The organism is [Ruminococcus] lactaris ATCC 29176 (genome assembly GCF_025152405.1).
GTDB classification, from domain to species: domain Bacteria; phylum Bacillota; class Clostridia; order Lachnospirales; family Lachnospiraceae; genus Mediterraneibacter; species Mediterraneibacter lactaris.
In genome coordinates, this window is record NZ_CP102292.1 from 944,007 (window position 1) to 969,495 (window position 25,489).

Consider the following 25,489-nt stretch of genomic DNA (forward strand, 5'->3'; position numbering starts at 1 on the left):
GATGGATTCAGGAAAAGCTGCAAAAAAAAGCCGGATCAGGACGAACCGGCAGAATGATAAGAAATGGAGTGAAAGAGATGATTTCAAAGAAAATGGAAAATATGGTGGCGAACAGTTCGGCAATCCGTGCGATGTTTGAAGAGGGAAACCGCCTTGCAAAAATTTATGGTGCGGAGAATGTCTATGACTTCAGCCTGGGCAATCCGAATGTACCGGCACCGGAGGCAGTGAAAAAGGCGATGATCGATATCCTGAATGAAGAGGATCCGATCGTACTTCACGGTTATACCAATAGCAATGCAGGATATGAAGATGTAAGACAAGCAGTTGCAGATTCTTTGAATGAACGCTTTGGCACTTCTTTTGCAGCAAAGAATATTACCATGACAGTAGGAGCAGCAGGCGGATTGAATGTCATCCTGAAAGCACTGCTCAATCCGGGAGATGAAGTGGTAGTATTTGCACCTTATTTCGGAGAGTACAGAAGTTATACGAATAACTATGACGGAGTGATCGTGGAGATCTCTCCTGATACAGCAACATTCCAGCCAAAACTGGATGAGTTCAGGGAGAAACTTTCCCCGAAGACCAAAGCAGTGATCGTTAATACACCGAATAATCCGACCGGTGTTGTGTACTCGGAAGAGACGATCAAAAAGCTGGCTGCCATCATGGAAGAAAAGCAGAAAGAGTTTGGCACGGAGATTTATCTCATCTCAGACGAGCCATACAGAGAGCTGGCTTATGACGGAGTAGAAGTTCCATACCTGACAAAGTACTATGATAATACGATCGTAGGATATTCATACAGCAAGTCCTTATCTCTCCCGGGAGAGCGTATCGGATATCTTGTGATCCCGGATGAGGTATGCGACAGTGAGAAGCTCAATGCAGCAGCAAATGTGGCGACGAGAATCCTTGGATTTGTAAATGCACCGACCCTGCAGCAGAAGGTAGTGAAAGCATGCCTGAATGAGCAGACCGATATTTCCTATTATGACAGAAACAGAGAAGCTTTATACAACGGACTGAAAGAGCTTGGCTTTGAGTGCATCAAACCGGAGGGAGCCTTCTATCTGTTTGTTAAGTCTCCGGTAGCGGATGAAAAGAAATTCTGTAATGCTGCAAAGAAGCATAATATTCTTCTTGTTCCGGGAAGTTCTTTTGGATGCCCGGGTTATGTGCGTATGGCATACTGCGTTGCATATGAAACAATCGTAAATTCCCTTCCGAAATTCAAAGAACTTGCGGAAGAGTATAAATAAAGCAGAGCCTGCCGGTTTATGGAGGAACTTTACAGAGTCAGAACATGATCTGACAGTGAGAAAAGGACAGAGGTTTAGACGAATGGCTGTAAGAGCAGAACTTTTAAAAAATATACGACAGGCAGAGCCTTATGTACCGGGTGAGCAGCCGCAGAATAAGGTGATCAAGCTGAATACAAATGAAAATCCTTACCCGCCTGCTCCGGGAGTGGAGCGGGTGTTGCGTGAGATGGATACAGACAGATTCCGGTTATATCCGGATCCAGCAGCAGAAGAACTGACCGGATGCCTTGCAGAGTATTATGGGGTAGACCGGGATCAGGTTTTTGTGGGAGTCGGCTCGGATGATGTATTATCTATGTGCTTCCTGACATTTTTTAATTCCGGGAAACCGGTATTATTCCCGGATATTACCTATTCTTTTTATAAAGTGTGGGCAGAGCTGTACAAGATTCCATATGAGACACCGGCACTGGATGAACAGTTCCGCATTGTAAAGGAAGATTATTACCGGGAAAATGGTGGAATCATTTTTCCGAACCCGAATGCACCGACCGCAATTTATGAAGAACTGGATTTTATAGAAGATATTCTGGAACATAACCGGGATTCGATCGTGATCGTGGATGAAGCATATATTGATTTCGCAGGAAGATCGGCACTGGAACTGATCGACCGTTATGATAATCTGATCGTGACGCAGACCTTTTCAAAAGCCAGAAGTATGGCTGGTATGAGGATCGGTTACGCAGTCTCCAATCCTGAATTGATCCGCTGTCTGAATGATGTCAAGTATTCTTTTAATTCTTATACAATGAATCAGACCGCGATTGCATGTGGTGTTGAAGCAGTCCGGGATAAGGAATATTTTGAGGAGCATGTTCGTAAGATTATAGAGACGAGAGAATGGGCAAAAGAAGAATTGCACCGGCTTGGATTTGAATTTCCCGATGCAAAAGCCAATTTCATTTTTGCAACGCATCCGCAGACAGATGCCGGCAGACTTTTTGAAGCACTGAAGGCAAATGATATCTATGTCAGGCACTGGGATTCAGAAAGGATCGGCCAGTATCTGAGGATTACAGTGGGTACAAGGGAAGAAATGCAGGTGTTATTTGATTTTCTGACGAAATATATTAAGGGAGAATAGTTTAGATGAGTGATGTATTGATCAACTGGTTTGTAACAAATCTCGGAGGAAAGGTTGGAAAAGAGCTGATCCTTTTTATCATCTCGATGGTTCCGATCCTGGAATTGCGTGGGGGACTGCTTGCGGCAGGACCGGCATTTCTGAATATCCCGATGTGGCGTGCGATTCCGGTCGGTATCATCGGAAATCTGCTGCCGATTCCTTTTATCCTGCTTCTGATCACAAAGATTTTTGACTGGATGAAAGGAACAAAGAGGTTGAAGCCGGTTGTGGAAAAGCTTGAAAAAAAGGCGATGAGCCAGAGTGCCAATATTGAAAAATATGAGTTCTGGGGGTTGGTTGCATTTGTGGGTATTCCACTTCCAGGCACAGGTGCCTGGACAGGGGCATTGATCGCAGCCCTGCTTGGAATCCGTTTCAGAAAAGCGTTTCCGGCGATCGTGATCGGTGTATGCCTTGCAGCATGTATCATGACGATCATTTCTTATGGAATCGTTGGAGGAATATTTGGTTAAACTAATGGCAGGAAAAGGAGGCACGAACAATGCTGATGGAACAGAATGAAAAAGGAAGAGATACGATATGGAGTGTCGTAATGGCAGTGACAACAGTACTGATCCTTCTGATCGGTATTTTCTTCCTGACAAAGCTTTTTACTGCAAACCCACTGGAAGGAACCTGGAGTGATACAGAGAACGGAATGGTACTTCATATCAAGAGTGACGGAGTGATGGAGATCACGCAGGCACTGGAGGCAGAGACCGTGACAATTCCTGTTGAATATTCAATGGACAGGAATACAAAAAGGTTTGCGGTTCATATAAAAGACGAAGAACTTGAAAAAGCGGCAGAAGAAACGAAAGATTTGACAGAGCAGGATCTGAGAGATATCGCAGATGTGATGGAAGGCACATATGAATACAGTGTGGATGAACAGGTGCTGACACTGACAGAGATGGAATATGGAAGCCAGAAGACCTTTGTCCGTGAAGAAGACTGACCGGACAGAGCTTTTGAAAGGATGAAGAAATTGTATAGAAATCAGACAAAAGAGATTCGGATCGGTGATGTAGTGATCGGTGGGAATCACCCGGTTGCGATCCAGTCTATGACCAATACAAGGACCGAAGATGTAAAGGGTACTGTTGAGCAGATACATAGGCTGGAAAAAGCAGGATGTGAGATCATCCGGTGTACTGTTCCGACAAGGGAGGCAGCGGAAGCGTTAAAAGAGATCAAAAAGCAGATCCATATTCCGCTGGTTGCAGATATTCATTTTGATTACCGGCTTGCAATCGCAGCCATTGAGAACGGAGCCGACAAGATCCGGATCAATCCTGGAAATATCGGTACAAAAGAACGGGTTCAGGCGGTAGTTGACAAGGCAAAAGAATACGGTGTGCCGATTCGTGTCGGGGTGAACAGCGGATCACTGGAGAAGCCGTTAATTGAGAAATATGGCGGAGTCACCGCAGAGGGAATTGTAGAGAGTGCTTTGGATAAAGTGCATATGATCGAGGAGATGGGGTATGACAATCTGGTGGTCAGTATCAAGTCTTCGGATGTTCTGATGTGCGTCAAAGCACATGAACTGATTGCGGAACAATGTCCTTATCCGCTTCATGTCGGAATTACAGAATCCGGTACCGTATATTCAGGGAATGTAAAATCTTCTGTCGGACTGGGAATTATCCTGTATGAAGGGATCGGAAATACGATCCGTGTGTCTCTGACAGGAGATCCGGTGGAGGAGATCCGTACAGCAAAGCTGATTCTTAAGACTCTGGGACTCAGGAAAGGCGGAATCGAAGTCGTTTCCTGTCCGACCTGTGGCAGAACCAGGATCAATCTGATTCACCTTGCAAATGAGGTGGAGAAAATGGTTGCAGACATTCCACTGGATGATATCAAAGTTGCAGTTATGGGATGTGTGGTGAACGGTCCAGGAGAAGCGAAAGAGGCAGATATCGGTATTGCCGGTGGAATCGGCGAAGGACTGCTGATTAAAAAGGGACAGGTCATTAAAAAAGTAAAAGAAGAGGAACTTCTCGATACATTGCGACAGGAGTTGTTGAATTGGAACAGGTAAAAAGTGAAAAAGTATTTTTTAATGTATTTCCGACGCTGAAAGTCGGGAACGAACTGCAGATGCTCTTTTCGGATGTAGAAGTTAAGAAGATCACGACTAATTCAGGTCGTGATTTTCTGCATATACATATCCTTTGCAGGCATCTGATACAGAAGAAGCAGATCTGGCTGATGGAACAGCGGATCAAGGAACAGTTATTTGGAAGAGCCGCAGTAAAGATCGAAATCGTGGAAGAGTTTCAACTGTCGGAGCTTTATACGCCACAGGCGATTCTGACGGAGTACAGGGAAAGTCTGATCGAAGAGCTGCGGCAGACCAGTGTACTTGCTGCAAATATGTTTGCAAGGGCAGATCTCCGGTTTGAAGAGGGAAATCTGATCCACCTGGAACTGCTGGACACGATCGTATCAGAAGGACGGAAAGAAGAAATCGTCACACTGGTGGAACGGGTTCTGCGGGAACGGTTCCGCATAGATGCAAAATTACTGGTAGCTTATAAAGAGACGGATCAGGAAGGCACAAGAGAGTACGATGAGCAGCGGATTCAGCAGGAAATCAATGCGATCTTTGAACGTCGTGCAAGGCAGCGTGGTGAAGAACCTGAGAGGGCAGCGGAAAATCAGGAAATAGGATCAGATACAAAGAAGAGGCAGGCCGAACCGGGTGAAAAGGCAGCAGGTGGAAAAGAAAAAGCTGCTGCAGGAAAGGAACCATCAGGCAGGAGAAAAGAATTTCAGAAGAAGGAATTTAAAAAGAAAGATTATGTACGCCCACTGAAGCTGGGAGATGATCCGAACCTCATCTATGGCAGGAATTTTGAAGATGAGCCGATCCGCTTGGATCAGGTCGTGGAAGAAATGGGAGAAATTACCTTTCATGGTAAGATCATCAGTCTGGATACCCGTGAGATCAAGAATGAACGGACGATCATCATTTTTGCGGTCAGTGATTTTACAGATACGATCAGCGTGAAAATGTTCATTAAAAATGAGCAACTGGCAGAGATTCTCGGAAGTCTGAAAAAAGGCGGTTTTGTCAAGATCAAAGGAGTCACTACCATTGATAAGTTTGACGGGGAACTGACGATCGGATCTGTCACCGGAATAAAAAAAATCGGTGATTTCACGGTCAAACGAGAGGATCTGAACCCGTTAAAGAGAGTGGAACTCCACTGCCATACCAAAATGAGTGATATGGATGGTGTTTCAGAAGTAAAAGATATCGTAAAGAGGGCTCATGACTGGGGACACCCTGCTATTGCGATCACGGATCACGGGGTAGCACAGGCATTCCCGGATGCCAACCACTATATTGAGACACTGGACAAGGACGATCCGTTTAAGGTACTTTACGGGGTGGAAGGCTATGTAGTAGATGACCTGACCAAGATCGCGGTTCATGCAGGAACGCAGACGCTGGATGACACGTATATTGTGTTCGACATTGAGACGACCGGTTTTAGTGCCATCCGGGATAAGATCATTGAGATCGGGGCAGTGAAAGTTGTAAACGGAGAGATCGTGGACCGGTTCAGTACGTTTGTCAATCCGCAGCGTCCGATCCCGTTTGAGATCACGAATCTGACCAGTATTACGGATGAAATGGTACTGGAAGCGGATCCGATTGAGAATGTACTTCCACAGTTCCTGGAATTTGTCGGGGATGGAGTCCTGGTTGCCCATAATGCTTCGTTCGATGTGGGATTTATTGAACAGAACTGCCGGTATCAGGAGATAGAATACAGATTTACTTATGTGGATACGGTGGCAATGGCGAGAGTTCTTTTGCCGACGCTGTCAAAATATAAGCTGAACCTGGTGGCGAAGACACTGGGGATTTCCCTGGAAAACCATCACCGTGCGGTAGATGATGCAGGGGCGACAGCGGAGATTTTTGTGAAATTTGTAGAGATGCTGAAGAAGGATCATATTACAGATCTTAAGGGCATCAACCGGTTTGGAGAGCGGAATGTGAATGCGATCCGCAAAATGGCAACGCATCATATCATCATTCTTGCGAAAAATGACATCGGAAGATACAATCTGTACCAGCTTATTTCAGAATCTCATATGACCTATTATGGAAGACGGCCGAGAATCCCGAAAAGTCTGCTCAATGAGCATCGGGAGGGGCTGGTCATCGGAAGTGCATGTGAAGCGGGTGAGCTGTATAAGGCAATCCTGGAAGAAAGGCCGGCAGAAACCATTGCGGAACTTGCGGACTTTTATGATTATTATGAGATCCAGCCGATCGGTAATAACCGGTTTATGATCGGGAGCAGCAAGGTGAAAAATGTCAATTCAGAGGAGGATCTGCAGGAGATCAACCGGAAGATCGTAGAACTGGGTGAGCAGTTCAAAAAGCCGGTCGTGGCAACGTGTGATGTGCATTTCCTTGACCCGGAAGATGAAGTCTACCGAAGGATCATCATGGCGGGAAAAGGATTTGATGATGCGGATACCCAGCCACCGCTGTTCCTGCGGACAACCGATGAGATGCTGGAAGAATTTGCCTATCTTGGATCTGCAAAGGCAAGAGAAGTGGTCATTGACAACCCGCAGAAGATCGCAAAAATGATAGAAAAGATCTCGCCGGTCAATCCGAACAAATGCCCGCCGGTCATTCAGGATTCGGATCAGGAACTGAGAGATATCTGTTACAGGAAAGCTCATGAGATGTACGGGGAAGACCTGCCGGTACAGGTTTCTTCCAGACTGGAAAAGGAATTAAATTCCATTATTTCCAACGGATATGCCGTTATGTATATCATTGCACAGAAACTGGTATGGAAGTCCAATGCGGACGGATACCTGGTTGGTTCACGTGGATCAGTAGGATCTTCGTTTGTAGCAACGATGTCAGGAATTACGGAGGTAAATCCACTCAGTCCACATTATTATTGTGAAAAATGTCATTACAGTGATTTCGATTCCGAGGAAGTACGTGCTTTTGCAGGAGGCTGTGGATATGATATGCCTGACCGTATGTGTCCGAAGTGCGGAGCGAAGCTGATCAAGGCGGGATTTGACATCCCATTCGAGACATTCCTTGGATTTAAGGGGGATAAAGAGCCGGATATCGACCTGAACTTTTCAGGAGATTATCAGGCAAAAGCTCATAAATATACAGAAGTATTGTTTGGTGAGGGACATACGTTCAAAGCCGGAACGATCGGAACACTGGCGGACAAGACTGCCTACGGATTTGTGAAAAATTATTATGAAGAGCGTGGACAGAGGAAAAGAAGATGTGAGATTGAGCGTGTGACGGAAGGGTGTACCGGAATCCGCAGAAGTACCGGGCAGCATCCGGGAGGAATCGTTGTACTTCCGCATGGTCACAGTATCAATGAGTTTACACCGGTGCAGCATCCTGCCAATGATATGGAGTGCGGGATCACTACGACCCATTTTGATTATCATTCCATTGACCATAACCTTTTAAAGCTCGATATTCTCGGACATGATGATCCGACCATGATCCGAACGCTGGAAGATTATATCACCTCGGATGCCATGCCGAATGAGTACAATGCAGAGCATCCGTTCATTGCGACAGAGATCCCCCTGGACGATAAGCGGGTGATCGAGCTGTTCCACGGAACAGAAGTACTGGGAATTAAACCGGAGGATATCGACGGATGTAAGATCGGAAGTCTGGGAATCCCGGAGTTTGGTACAGATTTCGTTATCCAGATGGTGCAGGATACCAAGCCTCAGACCCTGTCAGACCTGATCCGTATTTCCGGTCTGTCCCACGGGACAAATGTATGGCTTGGAAATGCACAGGAGCTTGTCAAATCAGGGACGGCAACGATTTCTACCGCAATCTGTACCCGTGATGATATCATGATCTACCTGATTAATCAGGGCGTGGAAAGTGCTCTCGCATTTACGATCATGGAAAGTGTGCGAAAGGGAAAAGGACTGAAACCGGAATGGGAAGAGGCGATGAAGGCACAGAATGTGCCGGACTGGTATATCTGGTCGTGCAAAAAGATCAGTTATATGTTCCCGAAAGCTCATGCCGCAGCTTATGTTATGATGGCATACCGGATTGCATACTGCAAGATCAATTATCCGCTGGCATATTATGCAGCTTACTTCAGTATCCGTGCGGACGCATTCTCTTATGAGATCATGTGTCAGGGGAGAGAGAAGCTGGATTATTATATGAAAGATTATAAGCGACGCAGTGATACCCTGACGAAAAAAGAGCAGGATACGATGAAAGATATGAAGATCGTGCAGGAGATGTATGCCCGTGGGTTTGAGTTTGTTCCGGTGGATCTTTATAAGGCGAAAGCAAAAATGTTTCAGATCGTGGACGGAAAACTGATGCCGTCCTTTGCAAGCATTGAAGGCATGGGAGATAAAGCTGCGGAGGCAGTCGAAGAGGCGGGAAAGGACGGGCCGTATCTGTCACTGGATGATTTCCGGCAGCGGACAAAAGTCAGCAAGACAGTGATCGATCTGATGTCGGAGCTGGGACTGTTTGGAAATCTGCCGAAGAGCAATCAGTTATCGTTGTTTGATTTTTAAAGGGTGCTGTGCTATAATGTGCATAACGCTTTTGCGGAGTAAAGTATAGTGGAGGAAATAGAGAATGTACGATTTCGATGAAATTACGAAGACGGATCCTGAGATTGCAGATGCGATAAAAGCAGAGATGGAGAGACAGAACTCCCATATTGAGCTGATCGCATCAGAGAACTGGGTAAGTAAAGCAGTTATGGCAGCGATGGGAAGTCCTTTGACGAATAAATATGCAGAGGGATATCCGGGAAAAAGATATTATGGCGGATGTCAGTGCGTGGATGTTGTGGAAGATCTTGCAAGAGAGAGAGCAAAGAAGCTGTTCGGCTGTGAATATGTCAATGTTCAGCCACATTCCGGTGCACAGGCAAATATGGCAGTTATGTTCGCCATGCTTGAGCCGGGAGACAAGATCATGGGAATGAATCTGGATCATGGCGGACACCTGACTCATGGTTCACCGGTTAATATGTCAGGAAAGTATTTTGATGTGGCACATTATGGTGTCAATGAAGATGGTGTGATTGATTATGATGAGGTACTGCGGATTGCAAAAGAGCATCAGCCGAAGCTGATCGTAGCGGGAGCAAGTGCTTATGCAAGAACGATCGATTTCAAGCGTTTCCGTGAGATCGCTGATGAGGTGGGAGCATACCTGATGGTAGATATCGCACATATCGCAGGACTGGTAGCAACAGGACTTCATCCAAGTCCGATCCCGTATGCCCACGTAACGACGACGACAACGCATAAGACACTTCGTGGTCCAAGAGGCGGAATGATTATGTGCAGTGAGGAGATGAACAAAAAGTTCAACTTCAATAAGGCTGTATTCCCAGGCATCCAGGGTGGTCCGCTGATGCATGTGATCGCAGGAAAGGCAGTATGCTTCAAAGAAGCACTTCAGCCGGAATATAAGACTTATATGGAGCAGGTTGTCAGGAATGCAAAGGCTCTTTGCAATGGCTTAAAGAGCAGAGGAGTTAAGATCGTATCAGGTGATACAGATAACCATCTGATGCTGGTAGATCTGTCCGGTACAGATATCAGCGGAAAAGAGCTGGAGAAGCGTCTGGATGATGCTCATGTGACAGCCAATAAGAATACAATCCCGAATGATCCACGTTCTCCGTTTGTGACAAGTGGTGTGAGACTGGGAACTCCGGCTGTTACGACCCGTGGCATGAAGGAAGAGGATATGGATAAGATCGCAGAGATCATCGCTATGGTGATCGAGAGCGAAGATAATGTAGAAAAAGCGAAAGCCATGGTAGCTGAGCTTACAGCAAAATATCCGCTCTGTTAAGAAGACAGAATCTGTTAAGAACAAATAAAAGAGAATAAAAAGAATACGGAGGTAGCAGTTTGAAGCTGATTCATTTATCCGATCTGCATATTGGAAAAAGAGTGAACGAGTTTTCCATGCTGGAAGATCAGAGATATATTTTAGATCAGATTACCTCCATCATAGAGAAGGAAGCACCGGATGCAGTATTGATCTGCGGTGACATTTATGATAAACCCGTTCCGCCCTCAGATGCAGTGAGGGTTCTGGACGGGTTTTTGACTTCTCTGGCACAGAAAAAAGTGCCGGTTTTTCTGATCAGTGGAAATCATGATTCGGCAGAAAGACTGGCATTTGGTTCGCAGCTAATGATGGAAAGCCAGGTAATCTTTTCACCGGTCTATGATGGAGAACCGGTGAAATATTGTATGAAAGATGAATATGGGGAAGTGTGGATCCATCTTCTTCCATTTTTGAAGCCGGCAGTGGTACGTCATGTATTTCCTGAGGAAGAGATTACTTCTTATCAGGATGCGGTTTCCTGTGCGGTGAAGCATATGCAGATTGATCCGACAAAGAGAAACGTGCTTCTTGCACATCAGTTTGTAACCGGTGCGGCAAGATGCGATTCTGAAGAAGTTTCGGTCGGAGGTGTAGATCAGATCGCAGCAGAGACATTTCAGGAGTTTGACTATACAGCACTGGGACATATCCACAGTCCGCAGAATTTTAAAAATGGAAAAATGCGATATTGCGGAACACCACTGAAATATTCTTTTTCCGAGTGTGGACAGAAAAAGTCAGTGACGGTTGTGGAACTGAAAGAAAAAGGAACAACCGAGATCCGGGAGATCGGTCTTTTACCGCTCCGGGATCTGAGGAGTATCAGGGGAAGTTATCTGGAAGTTTCATCCAGGGAATTTTATGAAGATACCAATACAGAAGATTATGTCAGGATGATTCTTACGGATGAAGAGGATGTTGTCGATGGAATGCAGAAGTTGCGGACGATCTATCCAAACCTCATGCAATTAGAATATGATAATCAGAGGACAAGAGAAGCAAAAGAGATCACAGAGGCACAGGTGGCAGAAGAGAAAAGTGAGCTGGAATACTTTGAAGAATTTTTTGAACTTCAGAATAACCATCCCATGTTACAGGAACAGAGAGAGTTTGTCAGTGGACTGATCGGGAAACTGAAGGAGAATGAACTATGAAAGGAGAGATCAGATGAAACCTGAGAAACTGGTCATCAGTGCATTTGGACCATATGCAGGCAGGACAGAGATTGATTTTACAAAGCTCGGGGGACAGGGAATCTATCTGATCACCGGGGATACAGGGGCAGGAAAAACGACAATTTTTGATGCGATCACCTTTGCCCTGTACGGGGAGGCAAGTGGTCAGGTCAGAGATTCAGCCATGTTCCGCAGTAAGTATGCTGCGGAAGAGATAGAAACGTATGTGGAGTTTCTTTTCTCGTGGCGTGGAAAATCTTATCAGGTGATACGAAATCCTGAATATCTGGCACGAAAAAAGAGGGGAACGGGTTATACAGTAAGAAAATCCGATGCCACGCTAGTGTACCCGGATGAACGCCTGCCGGTAACGAAAGCGAAAGAAGTCACCAGGGCAGTCACGGAACTTCTGGGACTGGATTACAGGCAGTTCACGCAGATCGCCATGATCGCACAGGGAGATTTCCAGAAGCTTCTGCTGGCAGGAACAGCACAGCGTGGAGAGATCTTCCGGCAGTTGTTCCATACAGAATTATATCAGAGCCTTCAGTTGAAGCTGAAAGATGCGGTGAAAATGCAATGGAAGCAGTATGATGAGCTGAGAAGAAGTATCAGCCAGTATCTGAACGGAATCCGTTACGGACAGGAGGCAGAAGAACTCACAGAGAAACTGGAAGAGATGAAAAAGTCCGGGTTTGATGGAAGAGTTGTGGAAGGACTGGAGCTGTTACTGGAACTGACGGAGAGAGAAAAAGAATTTCTGATGCAGCTTGAACAGAAAGAAAAAGTGCTGGAAGAAAGCATTTCAGAGTCAGAAAAGAGACTACAGAAATGTATGCAGAAGCAGGAACTGGAGTCTTCTCTGCGATTGCAGGAAGAGCAGAGAGAACCGCTCCTGCAGGCAGCCGGGAAAGCGGAAGAAGAGCGGAAAAAGAATCCGGAACTGCAAAGGAAGGCGGAAGAGCTGGAAGGAGAAATCCGTAAAATCCGGGAACGGATGGAAAGAATCCTGAGGATTGAAACGCTGGGGCAGAAAGCGGAAAAGCTGGGAGAAGAACTGGAAAAAGTGCAGAAAAAGTGTCAGGAGCATACTGCACAAAAAGAGCAGCTTCAAAGAGAACTGGATCGTTTTGGAGCTTTGGAGGCAGTGAGAGAGAAATATTGCGGACAGCTTGCAAATCTGCAGGAACAGGCAGACCGGCTGGAATCTGCAAAAGATGCATATGGCACGAGGATGAAAAAAGAAGCTGCACTGACAGAAAAAATGAGGCAGTTGCAGGAAGAACTGGATAACCGGAAGGAAATGCTCAAAAAAATGGGAGAGGAGATAGAAAAATCCGGGGATGCCGGGGAGATCCGTCTGAGTCTGTATCAGAAAAAGAATAATCTGACTGTACAGTTGAACCAGGCAGAACGGCTGATCGAGGCGAAAGAAGAACAAAGCTCGTTGCAGAAAAAGCTGGAATTTACAACCGGACGTTATTTGAAAGCAAGAGAAAACTATCTTCCGGTAAAAGAAGCATACGAAAGAGAGTTCCGTCTGTTCCTGGATACGCAGGCAGGAATTCTTGCAGAAGGGCTGAAAGAAGGAATGGCATGTCCGGTCTGTGGTTCAGTTCATCATCCGGTTCTTGCAGAAAAATGTAGCGAGGAAATTTCCAAAGAAAGCGTAGATCAGAAGAAGGCGGCAGCGGATGAGGCAGAAAAAAATGTCAGAAATTACAGTGCAATGGCAGGCAGCCTGAAAGAACAACTGGAGCGACTGAAGAAAAAAGCAGAGCAGATGGAAAAAGATGCAGGCTATCATTTGGAAGATGCAGAGTGGGTAAAAGAACGGCTGCAGAAAGAAATCAGAACCTGTGGAGAGGAACTGAAAAAAGCAGAGGAGACACTTGTTCAGAGAGAGAAGCTTGTAAAGGCAGAAGAACAGAAAAAAGCAGAACAGCTTCAGGTGGAGCAGTTACTTCATGAGCAGGAAAAAAAGATGGCAGAAGCCCAGGCACAAAAGAGCAGTGCAAGAGAAATTCTCTGTCAGATTCTCGGGAAAATGGAGAAAGATGAAAAGAGAAAATCTGACTCTCTGAAAGATAGTGAAGTTCAGGAACTGACTGTATCGGCAATGAAACGGTTAAAATCCTGCACCGGAGAAATCTCAGAAAAAAAATCTGCTGTAGAACAGGAAATCCAAAGACGGGAGGAGCTGAAAAAAGAAGAAGGGCGACTCCGGGCAATCGTGGAGCAGGAGAAAGAAAAGACTGTGCAGCTTCAGGCAGAGAAAAAATCTGTAGAAGAACGGATCAAAGAAGAGCAGGAAAAGAATGGGGCTGAGAGTGAAAGAGAGGAAATCTTAAAGGAGCAGATCCTACAGAAGCAGGAAGAACAGAAAAAGCTGAAAGCTCTACAGCAGAAAAACCAGCAGGAATATGAGCAGATTCTGCAGAAAAAAGCAGAAAATGAGGCCACGATTCAGACAATCCGGGTACAGCTTGAACAACTGGAAGATGTAAATGAAGAAGAAATCCTGAAAGAGAAAAGCCGGATGACAGAAGAAAAAAGCCAGATGGCAGAAGAAAAAAAAGAACTTTATGTCAGGTATTCAGGAAACCGGGAAATCTATGATAAAGTTAATGTACAGAGAGATCTGCTGGAAGAAGTAGAAAAGAAGTATGTATGGATGAAGTCACTTGCCGATACGGCAGGCGGCAATCTGAATGGCAAGCAGAAAGTAGAACTGGAGACCTATATTCAGATGGCATATTTTGACCGGATTTTACGACGTGCAAATCTGCGTTTCATGACAATGAGCAGTGGACAGTATGAGTTAAAAAGACAGAAAGCACCGGAAGATAAAAAAGGAAAATCCGGTCTGGAATTAAATGTGATCGATCACTACAACGGCAGTGAGCGGAGTGTTAAAACCCTGTCCGGTGGAGAGTCATTCCAGGCATCTCTGTCGCTGGCACTGGGGCTGTCAGATGAAATCCAGGCCAATGCGGGAGGAATCTGCCTGGAGGCAATGTTCGTGGATGAAGGTTTCGGTTCTCTGGATGAGGAAGCACTGGAGCAGGCAATCAAGGCATTGGGAAATCTGACGCAGGGAAACCGCAGTGTGGGGATCATTTCTCATGTGGCTGAACTGAAAGAACGGATCGAAAATAAGATAATCGTGACGAAAGAGCGGGGCGGAGAAAAATTAGGCAGCAGGATTGAAATTATATAATTTCATGCTTTAACTCGGAAAAGTATTATGATATACTTAAGAGAAGCGAATGCTTAAAAAGGAGGTACAAAGGAATGATATGGGCAAAGGAAGAAACTCTGCCAAGAGAAGAGATCGAAAAGATCCAGTTAGATAAGCTGAAGACGACTGTCAGCTATATTTACGACAGAGTAAAACCTTATCGTGATAAGATGGATGCAGCCGGAGTGAAACCGGAAGATATTCAGACGCTGGAAGACCTGAAAAAGCTGCCTTTTACATATAAAGCAGATTTTCGAGATCATTATCCGGATGGACTTTTTGCGGTAGATAAAAAGGAAATCGTGCGTTATCATGCAAGTTCAGGAACAACCGGCAAGCCAACTGTGGTCGGATATACAAGAAATGATCTGGATATCTGGCTGAATAATGTGGCAAGACTGGCCTGTATGGGCGGTGCCACTGCGGATGATGTGGCACAGATCTCATTTGGATACGGTACATTTACAGGAGCACTGGGGCTTCATGGTGGACTGGAAAAGATCGGAGCGGCGGTGATCCCGATGTCTTCGGGCAATACAAATAAGCAGATCATGTTCCTTCAGGATATGGGGGTGACCCTTCTTGTGGCAACGCCATCGTATGCACTGCATTTAGGAGAAGAACTGCGTCACCGGGGAATTGATCCTTCTAAGGATCTGAAGATCCATATCGGTTTGTTCGGCGGGGAAGGCATGACAGAGCCGATGCGTGATGAGATGCATAAAGTCTGGGGCGATCAGTTTGTCTGTACCCAGAATTATGGTATGAGTGAGCTTTGCGGACCGGGAGTTGCAGGGGAATGTACGGAGCTTTGTGGTATGCATATTAACGAAGACTGGTTTATCCCGGAAGTCATTGATCCTGAGACTGAGGAGGTTCTTCCACCGGGAGAACTTGGGGAACTGGTAGTGACCTGCCTTGGAAAAGAAGCACTTCCGCTTGTAAGATACCGCACAGGAGATCTGACAAGACTGATGTACGAACCGTGTAAATGTGGAAGAACGACAGTCAGGATGGAGAATCTTTCAGGACGTGCCGATGATATGCTTGTGATCCGCGGTGTGAATGTATTCCCGGGACAGATCGAGGAAGTTCTGTTCAAGATTGATGAGATCGGACCACATTATGAAATTCTGGTAGAGCGTAAGAACCGTCTGGATGTGATGACTATCACGGTAGAACTGATCGATGACCGTCTTCTGGACAGTTATGGACAGTTGAGTGAACTGGAGAACCGGATCAAGACAAGATTAAAGTCCCAGCTTGGACTTGCAACACAGATCCGGCTGGTTGCACCGAACTCTCTGCAGCGGTTTGAGGGAAAAGCAAAACGTGTGACAGATTTACGAAAGGATGGACTGTAAAATGGCAGAAAAAGTAATTATGCTCGGAAATGAAGCGATTGCCCGCGGAGCATACGAGGCGGGAGTAAAAGTTTCTTCCGCATATCCGGGAACTCCGAGTACTGAGATCAGTGAATACCTTGTCCAGTACAGGGATGATGTATATGAAGAATGGGCACCGAACGAGAAGGTTGCTACAGAGGTAGCGGTAGGTGCAAGCATCGCAGGTGTGCGTTCCATGGCCTGTATGAAGCATGTAGGACTGAATGTGGCAGCAGATCCGCTCTATTCAGTATCTTATATGGGAGTAAACGGTGGACTTGTTCTTGTTGTTGCGGATGATCCGGGACTTTACAGCTCTCAGAACGAGCAGGATACAAGAATGGTTGCAAGGGCAGCACAGATCCCGGTTATCGAACCTTCGGACAGTGCAGAGGCAAAAGATTTCTTTAAGGCAGCTTTTGAACTCAGTGAGAAATTCGACCGTCCGTTTATTTTCAGAACGACAACGAGACTGGCACATTCACAAGGACTGGTTGAGCTTTGTGAGCGTGAAAATATAGAAGATAAGGAATATATAAAGAATATTCAGAAAAATGTCATGATGCCGGGAAATGCAAAGCAGAGACATATTGAGATCGAACGTCTGAACAGGGAACTGGCAGAGGCAGCTAATACCCTTCCGATCAACAGAGTTGAGATGAACGATACCAAGATTGGAGTTATTACCAGTGGAATCCCATATCAGTATGTAAAAGAAGCATTGCCGGAGGCGTCTGTACTGAAGCTGGGAATGGTGAATCCGCTTCCAAGAAAGCTGATCGAAGATTTTGCAGAAAAAGTTGATACACTCTATATTGTAGAGGAACTGGATCCGGTGATCGAGACGCAGGTAAAATCCTGGGGAATCCAGGCGATTGGCAAGGAAATCTTCACAGTACAGGGAGAATACAGTGCCAATATGCTCCGTAAAGCGATTCTGAAGCAGGAACTGGAACTGAAAGAGCCTGCAAAAGCACCGGGAAGACCGCCAATCCTCTGTCCGGGATGTCCGCACAGAAGTGTATTCTTTGTCCTGAACCGTCTGAAAATGCATGCAGCAGGTGATATCGGATGTTATACATTAGGTGCAGTTGCACCGCTGAGTGTCATCGATACAACGATGTGTATGGGATCAAGTATTTCCACACTTCATGGAATGGAGAAGGCAAAAGGAAAAGAGTATATCAAGAACTGGGTTGCCGTGATCGGTGATTCTACTTTCATGCATACAGGTGTTAATTCACTGATGAATATGGTTTACAACAAAGCGACCGGAACAGTGATCATCATGGATAATTCCACGACAGGAATGACCGGACATCAGGATCACTCCGCAACCGGAAAGACATTGCAGGGAGATCCGACTTATGCCATTGATATTCCGGAATTATGTCATGCAGTCGGAGTGAAGCATGTCAATGTAGTGAATGCATTTGATATCGAATTGCTTCAGAAGACGATTAAAGAAGAAGTGGCAAGGGATGAAGTATCTGTTATCATCACAAAGACTCCTTGTGTTCTGCTTGACAAGAGAAAGAAGCCATTGTATCTGGCACATGAAGATCAGTGTAAGAAATGCGGTCTCTGCATGAAACCGGGATGTCCGGCCATGACAAAGAATGCAGACGGAAGTGTTCATATTGATGATACGATGTGTACTGGATGCGGACTGTGCGAAAAACTGTGTAAATTTAATGTGATAGAACTTGTAAAGGAGGGCGAATAAGATGGCAGTAAAAAATATTATGATCGTCGGTGTCGGCGGACAGGGAACCCTTCTTACGAGCCGGATCCTGGGAGGGCTGACCATCGCAGGCGGATATGATGTCAAGCTTTCAGAAGTACACGGCATGGCACAGAGAGGCGGAAGTGTTGTAACATTTGTCCGTTATGGTGACAAGGTTGCAGAGCCGATCGTAGAAGAGGGACAGGCAGATGTCCTGATCGCATTTGAGAGACTGGAGGCACTCCGTTATGCACATTTTCTGAAAAAAGATGGGGCTCTGATCGTAAATGACTGGAGAATCGATCCGATGCCGGTTGTGATCGGAAATGCAGAATATCCGGATCATATCATTGAGGATCTGGAAAAGGAATACAAAGTATATAAAGTAGATGCCACAGAAGAATCCAGAAAGCTTGGAAATCCACGAGTCTTTAACCTGATCGTTCTTGGAATCGCCGCACAGCATATGGATTTCACAAAAGAACAGTGGTATGAAGTGATCGAAAAGACTGTACCTCCGAAGACGATTGAGATCAATAAAAAGGCATTTGAGGTTGGATTTAATCTTTAAATATATGTGCAGGGAAAGGAGAAAAAAGATGATCAGACAGCTTTCAGTATTTGTGGAAAACCAGCCGGGGAGTATGATGAGAGTGACTTCTGTATTGACAGATAGCCATATTAATATCCGTGCGATCTCCACATTTGATACACCGGAATTTGGGATCATGCGTCTGGTAGTAGATGAGCCGGAGTGCGCAAAAGAAAGTCTGACAGCAAAAGGGTTTGTTACAAGGATCACGGAAGTAGTCGGGGCTGAGCTTAAGGATGAAAAAGGAAACCTGAACCGGATGCTTACGATCCTTGCAGATGGAGAGATCAATGTAAATTATATTTATTCGTTTGTGATCCGCGAGGGAAAAGCACCGGTGATCGTATTCCATACGGATGATTTTGACAAGGCACAGAAAGTCCTGGAGAAGGCAGATGTGAAACTGGTAGAGGAAGAAGATTTATAGAAAAAGGAGAAGCGAAGATGGCGGCAGTATCATTAGAAAATTGGGAAGAACGGATCCGGGATCCCAAAGTGGAATGTATGAGCAGTGACGAGATGGCAGCACTGCAGAGCAAGCGTCTTGTAGATGTGGTAAAAAGAGTATATGACCATGTGGATTTTTACCATAAAAAAATGAAAGAGACCGGAGTAGAACCGGGCGATATCCGTTCTATTGAAGATATCAACAAGCTTCCTTTTACTACGAAGGAAGACCTGAGAGCCAATTATCCATTCGGACTTCTTGCAATTCCGCAGTCGGATGTGGTACGTGTGCAGGGAACTTCCGGTACTACCGGAAAACTGACGATCGCACCGTATTCACAGAAAGATGTGGAAGTATGGGGAGAATGTGTGGCAAGATGTCTGACGATGGCAGGACTTACAAAAGATGATATTCTGCACGTATGCTATGGATATGGACTTTTTACCGGTGGTCTTGGACTGGATTTTGGGGCAAGAGCGTTAGGTGCAATGACGATCCCGATGTCAGCAGGAAATACCAAGCGTCAGATGATGGTCATGGAAGACCTTGGAGCAACTGCATTTGCATGTACTCCATCTTATGCACTTTATCTTGCTGAGTCCATTCAGGAAGCTGGACTGACAGACCGGCTGAAGATCAGGGCAGGAATCCACGGAGCAGAACCATGGACAGAAGAGATGCGTAAAAAAATTGAAAATATTCTTCATATCAACTGCTTTGATATTTATGGATTATGTGAGATTACCGGACCGGGTGTGGCAATGGATTGTATCCATCATGCAGGACTTCATGTCAATGCGGATCATTTCTATCCTGAAGTATTGAACCCTGCAACGAATGAAGCGTGTGCAGACGGGGAAACCGGAGAGCTTGTCTTTACAACGTTATCCAAAGAAGCAATGCCGCTTCTGCGTTACCGCACGAAAGATCTGACCAGCATTGACCACAGTCGTTGTGCCTGCGGAAGAACAACTCCGAGAATTTCCAAGTTCACTGGAAGAACAGACGATATGAAGGTGATCCGTGGAGTCAATGTATTCCCGACCCAGGTTGAGACAGCACTGCTTAGTATGGGTGGTGCGGTAGCTCCACATTATATGATGATCGTAGACAGAGAGGATAATCTGGATGTACTTACCGTTATGGTGGAAGTAGATGAGAGCATGTTCTCAGATGAGATCCGTAAACTGGATGCACTGAGAGATAAGATCGCAGCAATTCTGAAGACAGCACTTGGAGTGTCTGTCAGAGTGAAACTGGTTGAGCCGAAATCGATCCAGAGAAGCGAAGGAAAAGCAGTTCGTGTGATCGACAACAGGAATCTGTAGAAAGGGGAAAGGAAGAATGGGAATTACAATTCAGCAGTTATCAGTTTTTCTTGAGAACAGAGAAGGACGTCTTGATGAAGTGCTTTCTGTACTGGCGGGAAATGATATCAATATCGTAGCGTTAAGTCTTGCAGACACCTCCGAATACGGAATGCTGCGTATGATCGTATCAGATCCGAATAAAGGAAAAGCCGTATTGAAAGAAAATGGAATTACTTCCATGCTGACCGATGTTGTTGCACTGAGAGTTCCTCATGAGACCGGTTCACTGAGCCGGGCAATGCATCAGATCGTGGAAGGTGATGTGAATATTGAATATATGTATGCTTTTGCTAACGGGGCAGATGCTTCTGCTGTTCTTAAGACCGATGATCCGGCAAGGGTTGTTGATATTTTAAGAGGAAGTGGCTTTGATGTCTGGGAAGCAGACCAGGCGTATGTGTCGAATGTAAGCGGAGCATGATCTGGTTACCGGAGCAGAAGAAATACCATAAAATGTAATTGAAAAACGAAATACAAATCCCCCTGCAGGTCATTGATGATCTGCAGGGGGATTTCGTTAATCTCATTTCCTGTATTACTTTTAATATTAAATTTGATGTCGGGGTCAAAAGCCCCCGACTATGATACCTACGGATTGTTACGCACTATGTGCTCCCACAATCCTACCCAACATTCGCATATCGTAGTGCTTACGCCCCGCTTTTATGCTCATATTGGGGCGGGTCACAAGGTCATTTTACCACTAGTGTGCGAGTACACGTGGTGTCAGACCTTGTGACCCTGGTATCTTAAATTTGAGCTTATCTATAATAATTAAAAGGTACAATGAATATTTGATTAAAGTTTTACTACGTTTGTTGCCTGAGGTCCTTTAGCTCCTTCTGTTACATCGAACTCTACAGCCTGACCTTCTTCAAGTGATTTGAATCCATCCATCACCAGTCCTGAATAGTGAACGAAGATGTCATTTCCTTCAGAGTCGGAGATGAATCCATAACCCTTCTGGTTGTTAAACCATTTTACTGTACCTGTCATTGTTGTTGCCCTCCATAAAAAAATAAGTTGTTAGACCGGGAATCAAAAACCCGATACCGTTTTAGAATAGCATATTTAACAATAAAAGTCAATGCAAATCTGATTGAGGTTGTAAAATTACACAAAAATAATGTGCTAAAATTATGCGAAATGCCGAAAGTGATTATTCGTGAAAATAAATGACTGAAAATGATTGACTGTGACTGAAAATGATTTTATTATAAGGGCAGAGAAATGAAAGAAGGAGGTGCAGAGATGCTTACGGAAGAGCGGTTTGCCGAGATTCTGAGAATGCTCGGAGAGGAAAAATCGGTCACAGTGCAGGAACTTACGGAGAGACTGGCAACTTCAGAATCGACGATCCGAAGAGACCTGACAGCACTTGCGGAAAAGGGATTACTGGTGAAAGTTCATGGTGGGGCGACGGCTTTGGAGATGGATTATACAACCAAAGATGTAGAAATCACATCGCGGATGACACAGAATGTAGATGAAAAATCCCTGATCGGAAAGTATGCGGCATCCTTGATCGAGAAAGAAGATTTTGTTTATCTGGATTCGGGAAGCAGTATTGCACAGATGCTAAAATACATGACCGGCAGTGGGGCGGTATTTGTGACGAATGGGATTGCCCATGCACAGAGCCTGACAAAGAAAGGGATTACTGTCTATCTGGTTGGAGGGATGTTTAAAGGAGCAACGGATGCGGTGATCGGAAGTCAGGCTGTGGAGGATCTGAAAAAGTATAATTTTACAAAAGGATTTTTTGGAACGAATGGTGTAGATAAAAAGCATGGGTTTACGACGCCCGATCCTGCGGAAGCGATGATAAAAAAAGCTGCCATGGAACGGTGCAGAACATGCTATATTCTAGCAGATTCAAGTAAAATCGGTCAAATCGCTCCGGTTACGTTTGCAAAATTCGATCAGGCAAAATTAATCACTACAGAACTTACGGATAAGGATCTGAAAAAGGAAAAAAATATTGTAGAGGTGAAAGCATGATTTATACAGTAACATTTAATCCTTCTCTTGATTATGTAATTCAGGTCGATGACCTGACACTTGGGGAAGTGAACAGGACAACATCAGAAAAAATTTATCCGGGTGGAAAGGGCAATAATGTATCCGTAATCCTTTCTAATCTGGGACACAAGAGCAAAGCTCTTGGATTCAAGGCCGGTTTTACCGGAGAGCAGATGGAAACCATGCTGGAAGAATTCGGATGCTATACGGATTTTATCCCGCTGGAAGAAGGGCTGACCAGAATCAATGTGAAAGTGAAATCAAATGAGGAAAGTGAGATCAACGGACAGGGACCGGTTATTACAGATACAGCGATTGAGGCACTCTATCAGAAACTGGATAAGCTGACGGCAGGAGATGTACTTGTACTTGCCGGAAGTATCCCGAATACACTTCCGGGGGATATGTATGAACGGATCATGGAAAGACTTCAGGGAAAAGAGATCAGGATTGCGGTGGATGCGACAAAGGATCTGCTGGTGAATGTTCTGAAATATCACCCGTTCCTGATCAAGCCGAATAATCATGAACTGGGTGAGATCTTCGGCAAGGTACTGGAAAGTGAAGCAGATATCGTGGAGTATGCAAAAAAACTTCAGGAGATGGGAGCAGTCAATGTTCTCATATCGATGGCAGGGGACGGTGCGATCCTGGTAACGGAAGACGGAACTGTAAGCAGTAAAAAACCACCAAAAGGAACGGTGGTCAACTCTGTTGGAGCAGGGGATTCCATGGTAGCAGGATTCCTTGCAGGATGGCTGAATACCGGTGATTATGAAAAGGCACTGGAACTGGGGACAGCAGCAGGAAGTGCGACAGCCTTTGTATCCTGGCTTGCAACCAGAGAAGAAATTACAGAGAAACTGGAACGTACGGAAAAAGAGTATGGTATATAGGAGGAAATGAGTATGAGGATTACAGATTTGCTCAAGGCGTGCAGTGTGGAACTAAATGGTACACCGCAGACGAAAGAAGAGACCATCAAACAGATGGTAGCCCTGATGGAAAAGGGCGGTAATGTGACAGATGTTGAAAAATATAAAGCAGGGGTCTTTGCCCGTGAGGAAGAAGGAACGACGGGAATCGGGGAAGGAATTGCAATCCCTCATGCAAAGACCGATGCAGTTAATGCACCGGGGCTTGCAGCAATGGTGATTCCTGCCGGTGTAGATTATGATGCACTGGACGGACAGCCGGTGGATCTGGTATTTCTGATTGCTGCACCGAATACAGAAGACAATGTACATCTTGAAGTACTGAGCAGACTTTCCATGCTTTTAATGGATGAATCCTTTAAGCAGAATCTTCTGAAAGCAAAGACAGTAGAAGAATTCCTTGCAGTTGTGGATCGGGCAGAAAATGCGAAAAATGAAGCAGAGGAAGAGAAGGCAGTGAATGTACCGGACAGTGGATATCGTGTTCTGGCAGTGACTGCATGCCCGACCGGGATCGCCCACACATATATGGCGGCAGAGAGTCTGGAAAATACAGCAAAAGAGCTGGGTTATACGATCAAAGTTGAGACAAATGGTTCGGGTGGCGATAAAAATGTCCTGACAGCGGAAGAAATTGCTGCCTGTGACGGAATCATCGTGGCAGCGGACAAGGAAGTCAGAATGGCACGATTCGACGGAAAGCCGGTCATTGTCACGAAAGTAGCAGACGGAATCCATAAACCACAGGAACTGATCGAAGACATCATCAATGGCAGGGCAAAGGTATATCATAATGATGGCAAAGGAGAAGAGAACGCCGGCATAGGCGATGAGAGCCTTGGAAGAAAGCTTTATAAAGCACTGATGAATGGAGTATCCCATATGCTTCCGTTCGTTATCGGTGGCGGTATCCTGATCGCCCTTTCATTTATCTGTGACGGGGCAAATGCGGGAACAGATGTATTCGGAAATGGAACTGCACTTGCAAAGTTTTTTAATACAGTCGGAAATACAGCGTTTGGAATGATGTTCCCGATCCTTGCAGGATATATTGCAATGGCGATCGGGGAAAGACCGGCACTGATGCCCGGTATTGTAGGCGGTCTGCTTGCAAAAGCAGGAACAAGTATTTTCCTGCCGGAAGATCAGTGGGTTTCTTCAGGATTTTTCGGAGCATTGATCGCGGGTTTTGTAGCAGGTTATCTGATGGTCCTGATCAAGAAACTGTTAGAAAAACTTCCTCATGCACTTGAGGGGACAAAACCGGTTCTGCTGTATCCGTTTTTGGGGATCGTAGCAATGGGAGCAATCATGATCTTTATTGTAAATCCACCGATGGGAGCATTCAATACATGGCTTAATAATGTCCTGACGAACATGGGAGAGGGCAGTAAGATCACACTGGGAGCAGTTCTTGGCGGTATGATGGCAATCGATTTCGGAGGACCATTCAATAAAGCAGCCTATGTATTTGGCACAGCGTCAATTGCCAGCGGACAGTTCGATATGATGGCGGCAGTTATGGCAGGTGGTATGGTTCCTCCGCTCGCGATTGCTCTGGCAACGACTTTCTTTAAGAACCGTTTTACAAAGAGTGAACAGCAGACAACCGTGACAAATTACATTATGGGACTTTCCTTTATCACAGAAGGAGCGATTCCGTTTGCTGCATCGGATCCGCTGAGAATCATCCCACCATGTGTGGTTGGTTCAGCAATTGCAGGAGCCCTTTCCATGGCATTTGGCTGCGGTTCAAGAGCACCTCACGGAGGAATTTTCGTAATCGGTATTATCGATCATGGTCCGATGTTCCTTTTAGCAATCCTGATCGGAGCAGTTGTGGGAATGGCAGGAATCGTTTTGTTGAAAAAACCACTGAAAGCTGATTGAAAAATGATGGGATGTGTTATATAATGAACGCAACGTCTTAATAAAAGGAGGATATAACTATGAAAGAATTTAAATATGTGGTAACAGACCCGGAAGGAATCCATGCAAGACCTGCAGGAATCCTTGTAAAGCAGGCAGCAGGATATAAGTCAGCAGTTACGATCGTAAAAGGTGAGAAGAGTGCTGATGCGAAGAGAATCTTCGGAGTTATGGGGCTTGGTGTTAAGACAGGCGAAGAAGTTACGATTAAGGTAGACGGAGAGGACGAAGAGACAGCAACAGCAGAATTAGAGGCATTCTTCAAGGAGAACTTATAAT

General features: G+C 45.4%; 22 protein-coding genes. 21 read left to right on the forward strand and 1 reads right to left on the reverse strand.

Features of this window, described 5'->3' with window-relative positions:
- Position 1: 1 nt before the first annotated feature.
- From NQ541_RS04360 to NQ541_RS13115, 17 genes are all read left to right on the forward strand, one after another.
- Complete coding sequence (locus tag NQ541_RS04360; protein WP_155813738.1) at positions 2 to 139, forward strand: hypothetical protein; 138 nt, start codon at positions 2 to 4, stop codon at positions 137 to 139.
- On the forward strand, positions 78 to 1,265 hold the full coding sequence (locus NQ541_RS04365; protein WP_044940152.1) for a pyridoxal phosphate-dependent aminotransferase: 1,188 nt from the start codon (positions 78 to 80) through the stop codon (positions 1,263 to 1,265). The genes NQ541_RS04360 and NQ541_RS04365 overlap by 62 nt, the downstream gene beginning before the upstream one ends.
- 82 nt (positions 1,266 to 1,347) lie before the next feature.
- Positions 1,348 to 2,415, forward strand: coding sequence for a histidinol-phosphate transaminase (gene hisC / locus NQ541_RS04370; protein ID WP_044940134.1), 1,068 nt, complete (start codon positions 1,348 to 1,350; stop codon positions 2,413 to 2,415).
- Positions 2,416 to 2,420: 5 nt separating this feature from the next.
- Complete coding sequence (locus NQ541_RS04375) at positions 2,421 to 2,930, forward strand: COG2426 family protein (protein ID WP_005609539.1); 510 nt, start codon at positions 2,421 to 2,423, stop codon at positions 2,928 to 2,930.
- Positions 2,931 to 2,959: 29 nt separating this feature from the next.
- Positions 2,960 to 3,415, forward strand: a complete 456-nt coding sequence (locus NQ541_RS04380; RefSeq protein ID WP_005609540.1) for a hypothetical protein — start codon at positions 2,960 to 2,962, stop codon at positions 3,413 to 3,415.
- Between the two features lie 30 nt (positions 3,416 to 3,445).
- Positions 3,446 to 4,504 carry a flavodoxin-dependent (E)-4-hydroxy-3-methylbut-2-enyl-diphosphate synthase gene (gene ispG / locus NQ541_RS04385; protein ID WP_044940155.1) on the forward strand — a complete coding sequence of 353 codons (1,059 nt, stop codon included), beginning with the start codon at positions 3,446 to 3,448 and terminating at the stop codon, positions 4,502 to 4,504.
- A complete protein-coding gene (locus tag NQ541_RS04390) occupies positions 4,492 to 9,045 on the forward strand; it encodes a PolC-type DNA polymerase III (RefSeq protein ID WP_005609543.1) in 4,554 nt (1,517 codons plus the stop codon). Before ispG ends, NQ541_RS04390 begins: the two co-directional genes overlap by 13 nt.
- A gap of 64 nt (positions 9,046 to 9,109) precedes the next feature.
- The gene (glyA, locus tag NQ541_RS04395) at positions 9,110 to 10,345 is read left to right on the forward strand and encodes a serine hydroxymethyltransferase (RefSeq protein WP_005609544.1); all 1,236 of its coding nucleotides are present in this window, start codon (positions 9,110 to 9,112) and stop codon (positions 10,343 to 10,345) included.
- A 59-nt stretch (positions 10,346 to 10,404) separates the two neighbouring features.
- Positions 10,405 to 11,541 carry an exonuclease SbcCD subunit D gene (locus NQ541_RS04400; RefSeq protein WP_044940137.1) on the forward strand — a complete coding sequence of 379 codons (1,137 nt, stop codon included), beginning with the start codon at positions 10,405 to 10,407 and terminating at the stop codon, positions 11,539 to 11,541.
- 13 nt (positions 11,542 to 11,554) lie between these two features.
- Positions 11,555 to 14,782, forward strand: coding sequence for an AAA family ATPase (locus NQ541_RS04405; RefSeq protein WP_167528441.1), 3,228 nt, complete (start codon positions 11,555 to 11,557; stop codon positions 14,780 to 14,782).
- 74 nt (positions 14,783 to 14,856) lie between these two features.
- A complete protein-coding gene (locus NQ541_RS04410) occupies positions 14,857 to 16,167 on the forward strand; it encodes a phenylacetate--CoA ligase family protein (RefSeq protein ID WP_005609547.1) in 1,311 nt (436 codons plus the stop codon).
- A gap of 1 nt (position 16,168) precedes the next feature.
- Positions 16,169 to 17,914, forward strand: coding sequence for an indolepyruvate ferredoxin oxidoreductase subunit alpha (gene iorA / locus NQ541_RS04415; protein ID WP_044940140.1), 1,746 nt, complete (start codon positions 16,169 to 16,171; stop codon positions 17,912 to 17,914).
- Position 17,915: 1 nt separating this feature from the next.
- Positions 17,916 to 18,485: an indolepyruvate oxidoreductase subunit beta gene (locus NQ541_RS04420; RefSeq protein ID WP_005609549.1), complete on the forward strand. Its 570-nt coding sequence runs from the start codon at positions 17,916 to 17,918 to the stop codon at positions 18,483 to 18,485.
- A 28-nt stretch (positions 18,486 to 18,513) separates the two neighbouring features.
- Positions 18,514 to 18,933, forward strand: coding sequence for an ACT domain-containing protein (locus NQ541_RS04425; protein WP_044940143.1), 420 nt, complete (start codon positions 18,514 to 18,516; stop codon positions 18,931 to 18,933).
- 17 nt (positions 18,934 to 18,950) lie between these two features.
- The gene (locus NQ541_RS04430) at positions 18,951 to 20,282 is read left to right on the forward strand and encodes a phenylacetate--CoA ligase family protein (RefSeq protein ID WP_005609552.1); all 1,332 of its coding nucleotides are present in this window, start codon (positions 18,951 to 18,953) and stop codon (positions 20,280 to 20,282) included.
- A gap of 16 nt (positions 20,283 to 20,298) precedes the next feature.
- Complete coding sequence (locus tag NQ541_RS04435) at positions 20,299 to 20,745, forward strand: hypothetical protein (RefSeq protein ID WP_005609553.1); 447 nt, start codon at positions 20,299 to 20,301, stop codon at positions 20,743 to 20,745.
- A 135-nt stretch (positions 20,746 to 20,880) separates the two neighbouring features.
- The gene (locus NQ541_RS13115) at positions 20,881 to 21,063 is read left to right on the forward strand and encodes a hypothetical protein (RefSeq protein WP_226969468.1); all 183 of its coding nucleotides are present in this window, start codon (positions 20,881 to 20,883) and stop codon (positions 21,061 to 21,063) included.
- Positions 21,064 to 21,122: 59 nt separating this feature from the next.
- Here NQ541_RS13115 and NQ541_RS04445 read toward each other — a convergent pair whose 3' ends face one another.
- Positions 21,123 to 21,320 carry a cold-shock protein gene (locus NQ541_RS04445; protein WP_005609555.1) on the reverse strand — a complete coding sequence of 66 codons (198 nt, stop codon included), beginning with the start codon at positions 21,318 to 21,320 and terminating at the stop codon, positions 21,123 to 21,125.
- A gap of 234 nt (positions 21,321 to 21,554) precedes the next feature.
- Here NQ541_RS04445 and NQ541_RS04450 point away from each other — a divergent pair, with 234 nt between their 5' ends.
- From NQ541_RS04450 to NQ541_RS04465, 4 genes are read left to right on the forward strand one after another with little or no spacing between them, the layout of a single operon-like run.
- Positions 21,555 to 22,325, forward strand: a complete 771-nt coding sequence (locus tag NQ541_RS04450; RefSeq protein WP_005609556.1) for a DeoR/GlpR family DNA-binding transcription regulator — start codon at positions 21,555 to 21,557, stop codon at positions 22,323 to 22,325.
- Positions 22,322 to 23,242 (forward strand): 1-phosphofructokinase, encoded by a 921-nt coding sequence (gene pfkB, locus NQ541_RS04455; protein ID WP_005609557.1) that lies wholly within the window; start codon positions 22,322 to 22,324, stop codon positions 23,240 to 23,242. Before NQ541_RS04450 ends, pfkB begins: the two co-directional genes overlap by 4 nt.
- A 12-nt stretch (positions 23,243 to 23,254) precedes the next feature.
- Positions 23,255 to 25,171 carry a PTS fructose transporter subunit IIABC gene (locus tag NQ541_RS04460; RefSeq protein WP_005609558.1) on the forward strand — a complete coding sequence of 639 codons (1,917 nt, stop codon included), beginning with the start codon at positions 23,255 to 23,257 and terminating at the stop codon, positions 25,169 to 25,171.
- 59 nt (positions 25,172 to 25,230) lie between these two features.
- Positions 25,231 to 25,488 carry an HPr family phosphocarrier protein gene (locus tag NQ541_RS04465; RefSeq protein ID WP_005609559.1) on the forward strand — a complete coding sequence of 86 codons (258 nt, stop codon included), beginning with the start codon at positions 25,231 to 25,233 and terminating at the stop codon, positions 25,486 to 25,488.
- Position 25,489 lies beyond the last annotated feature (1 nt).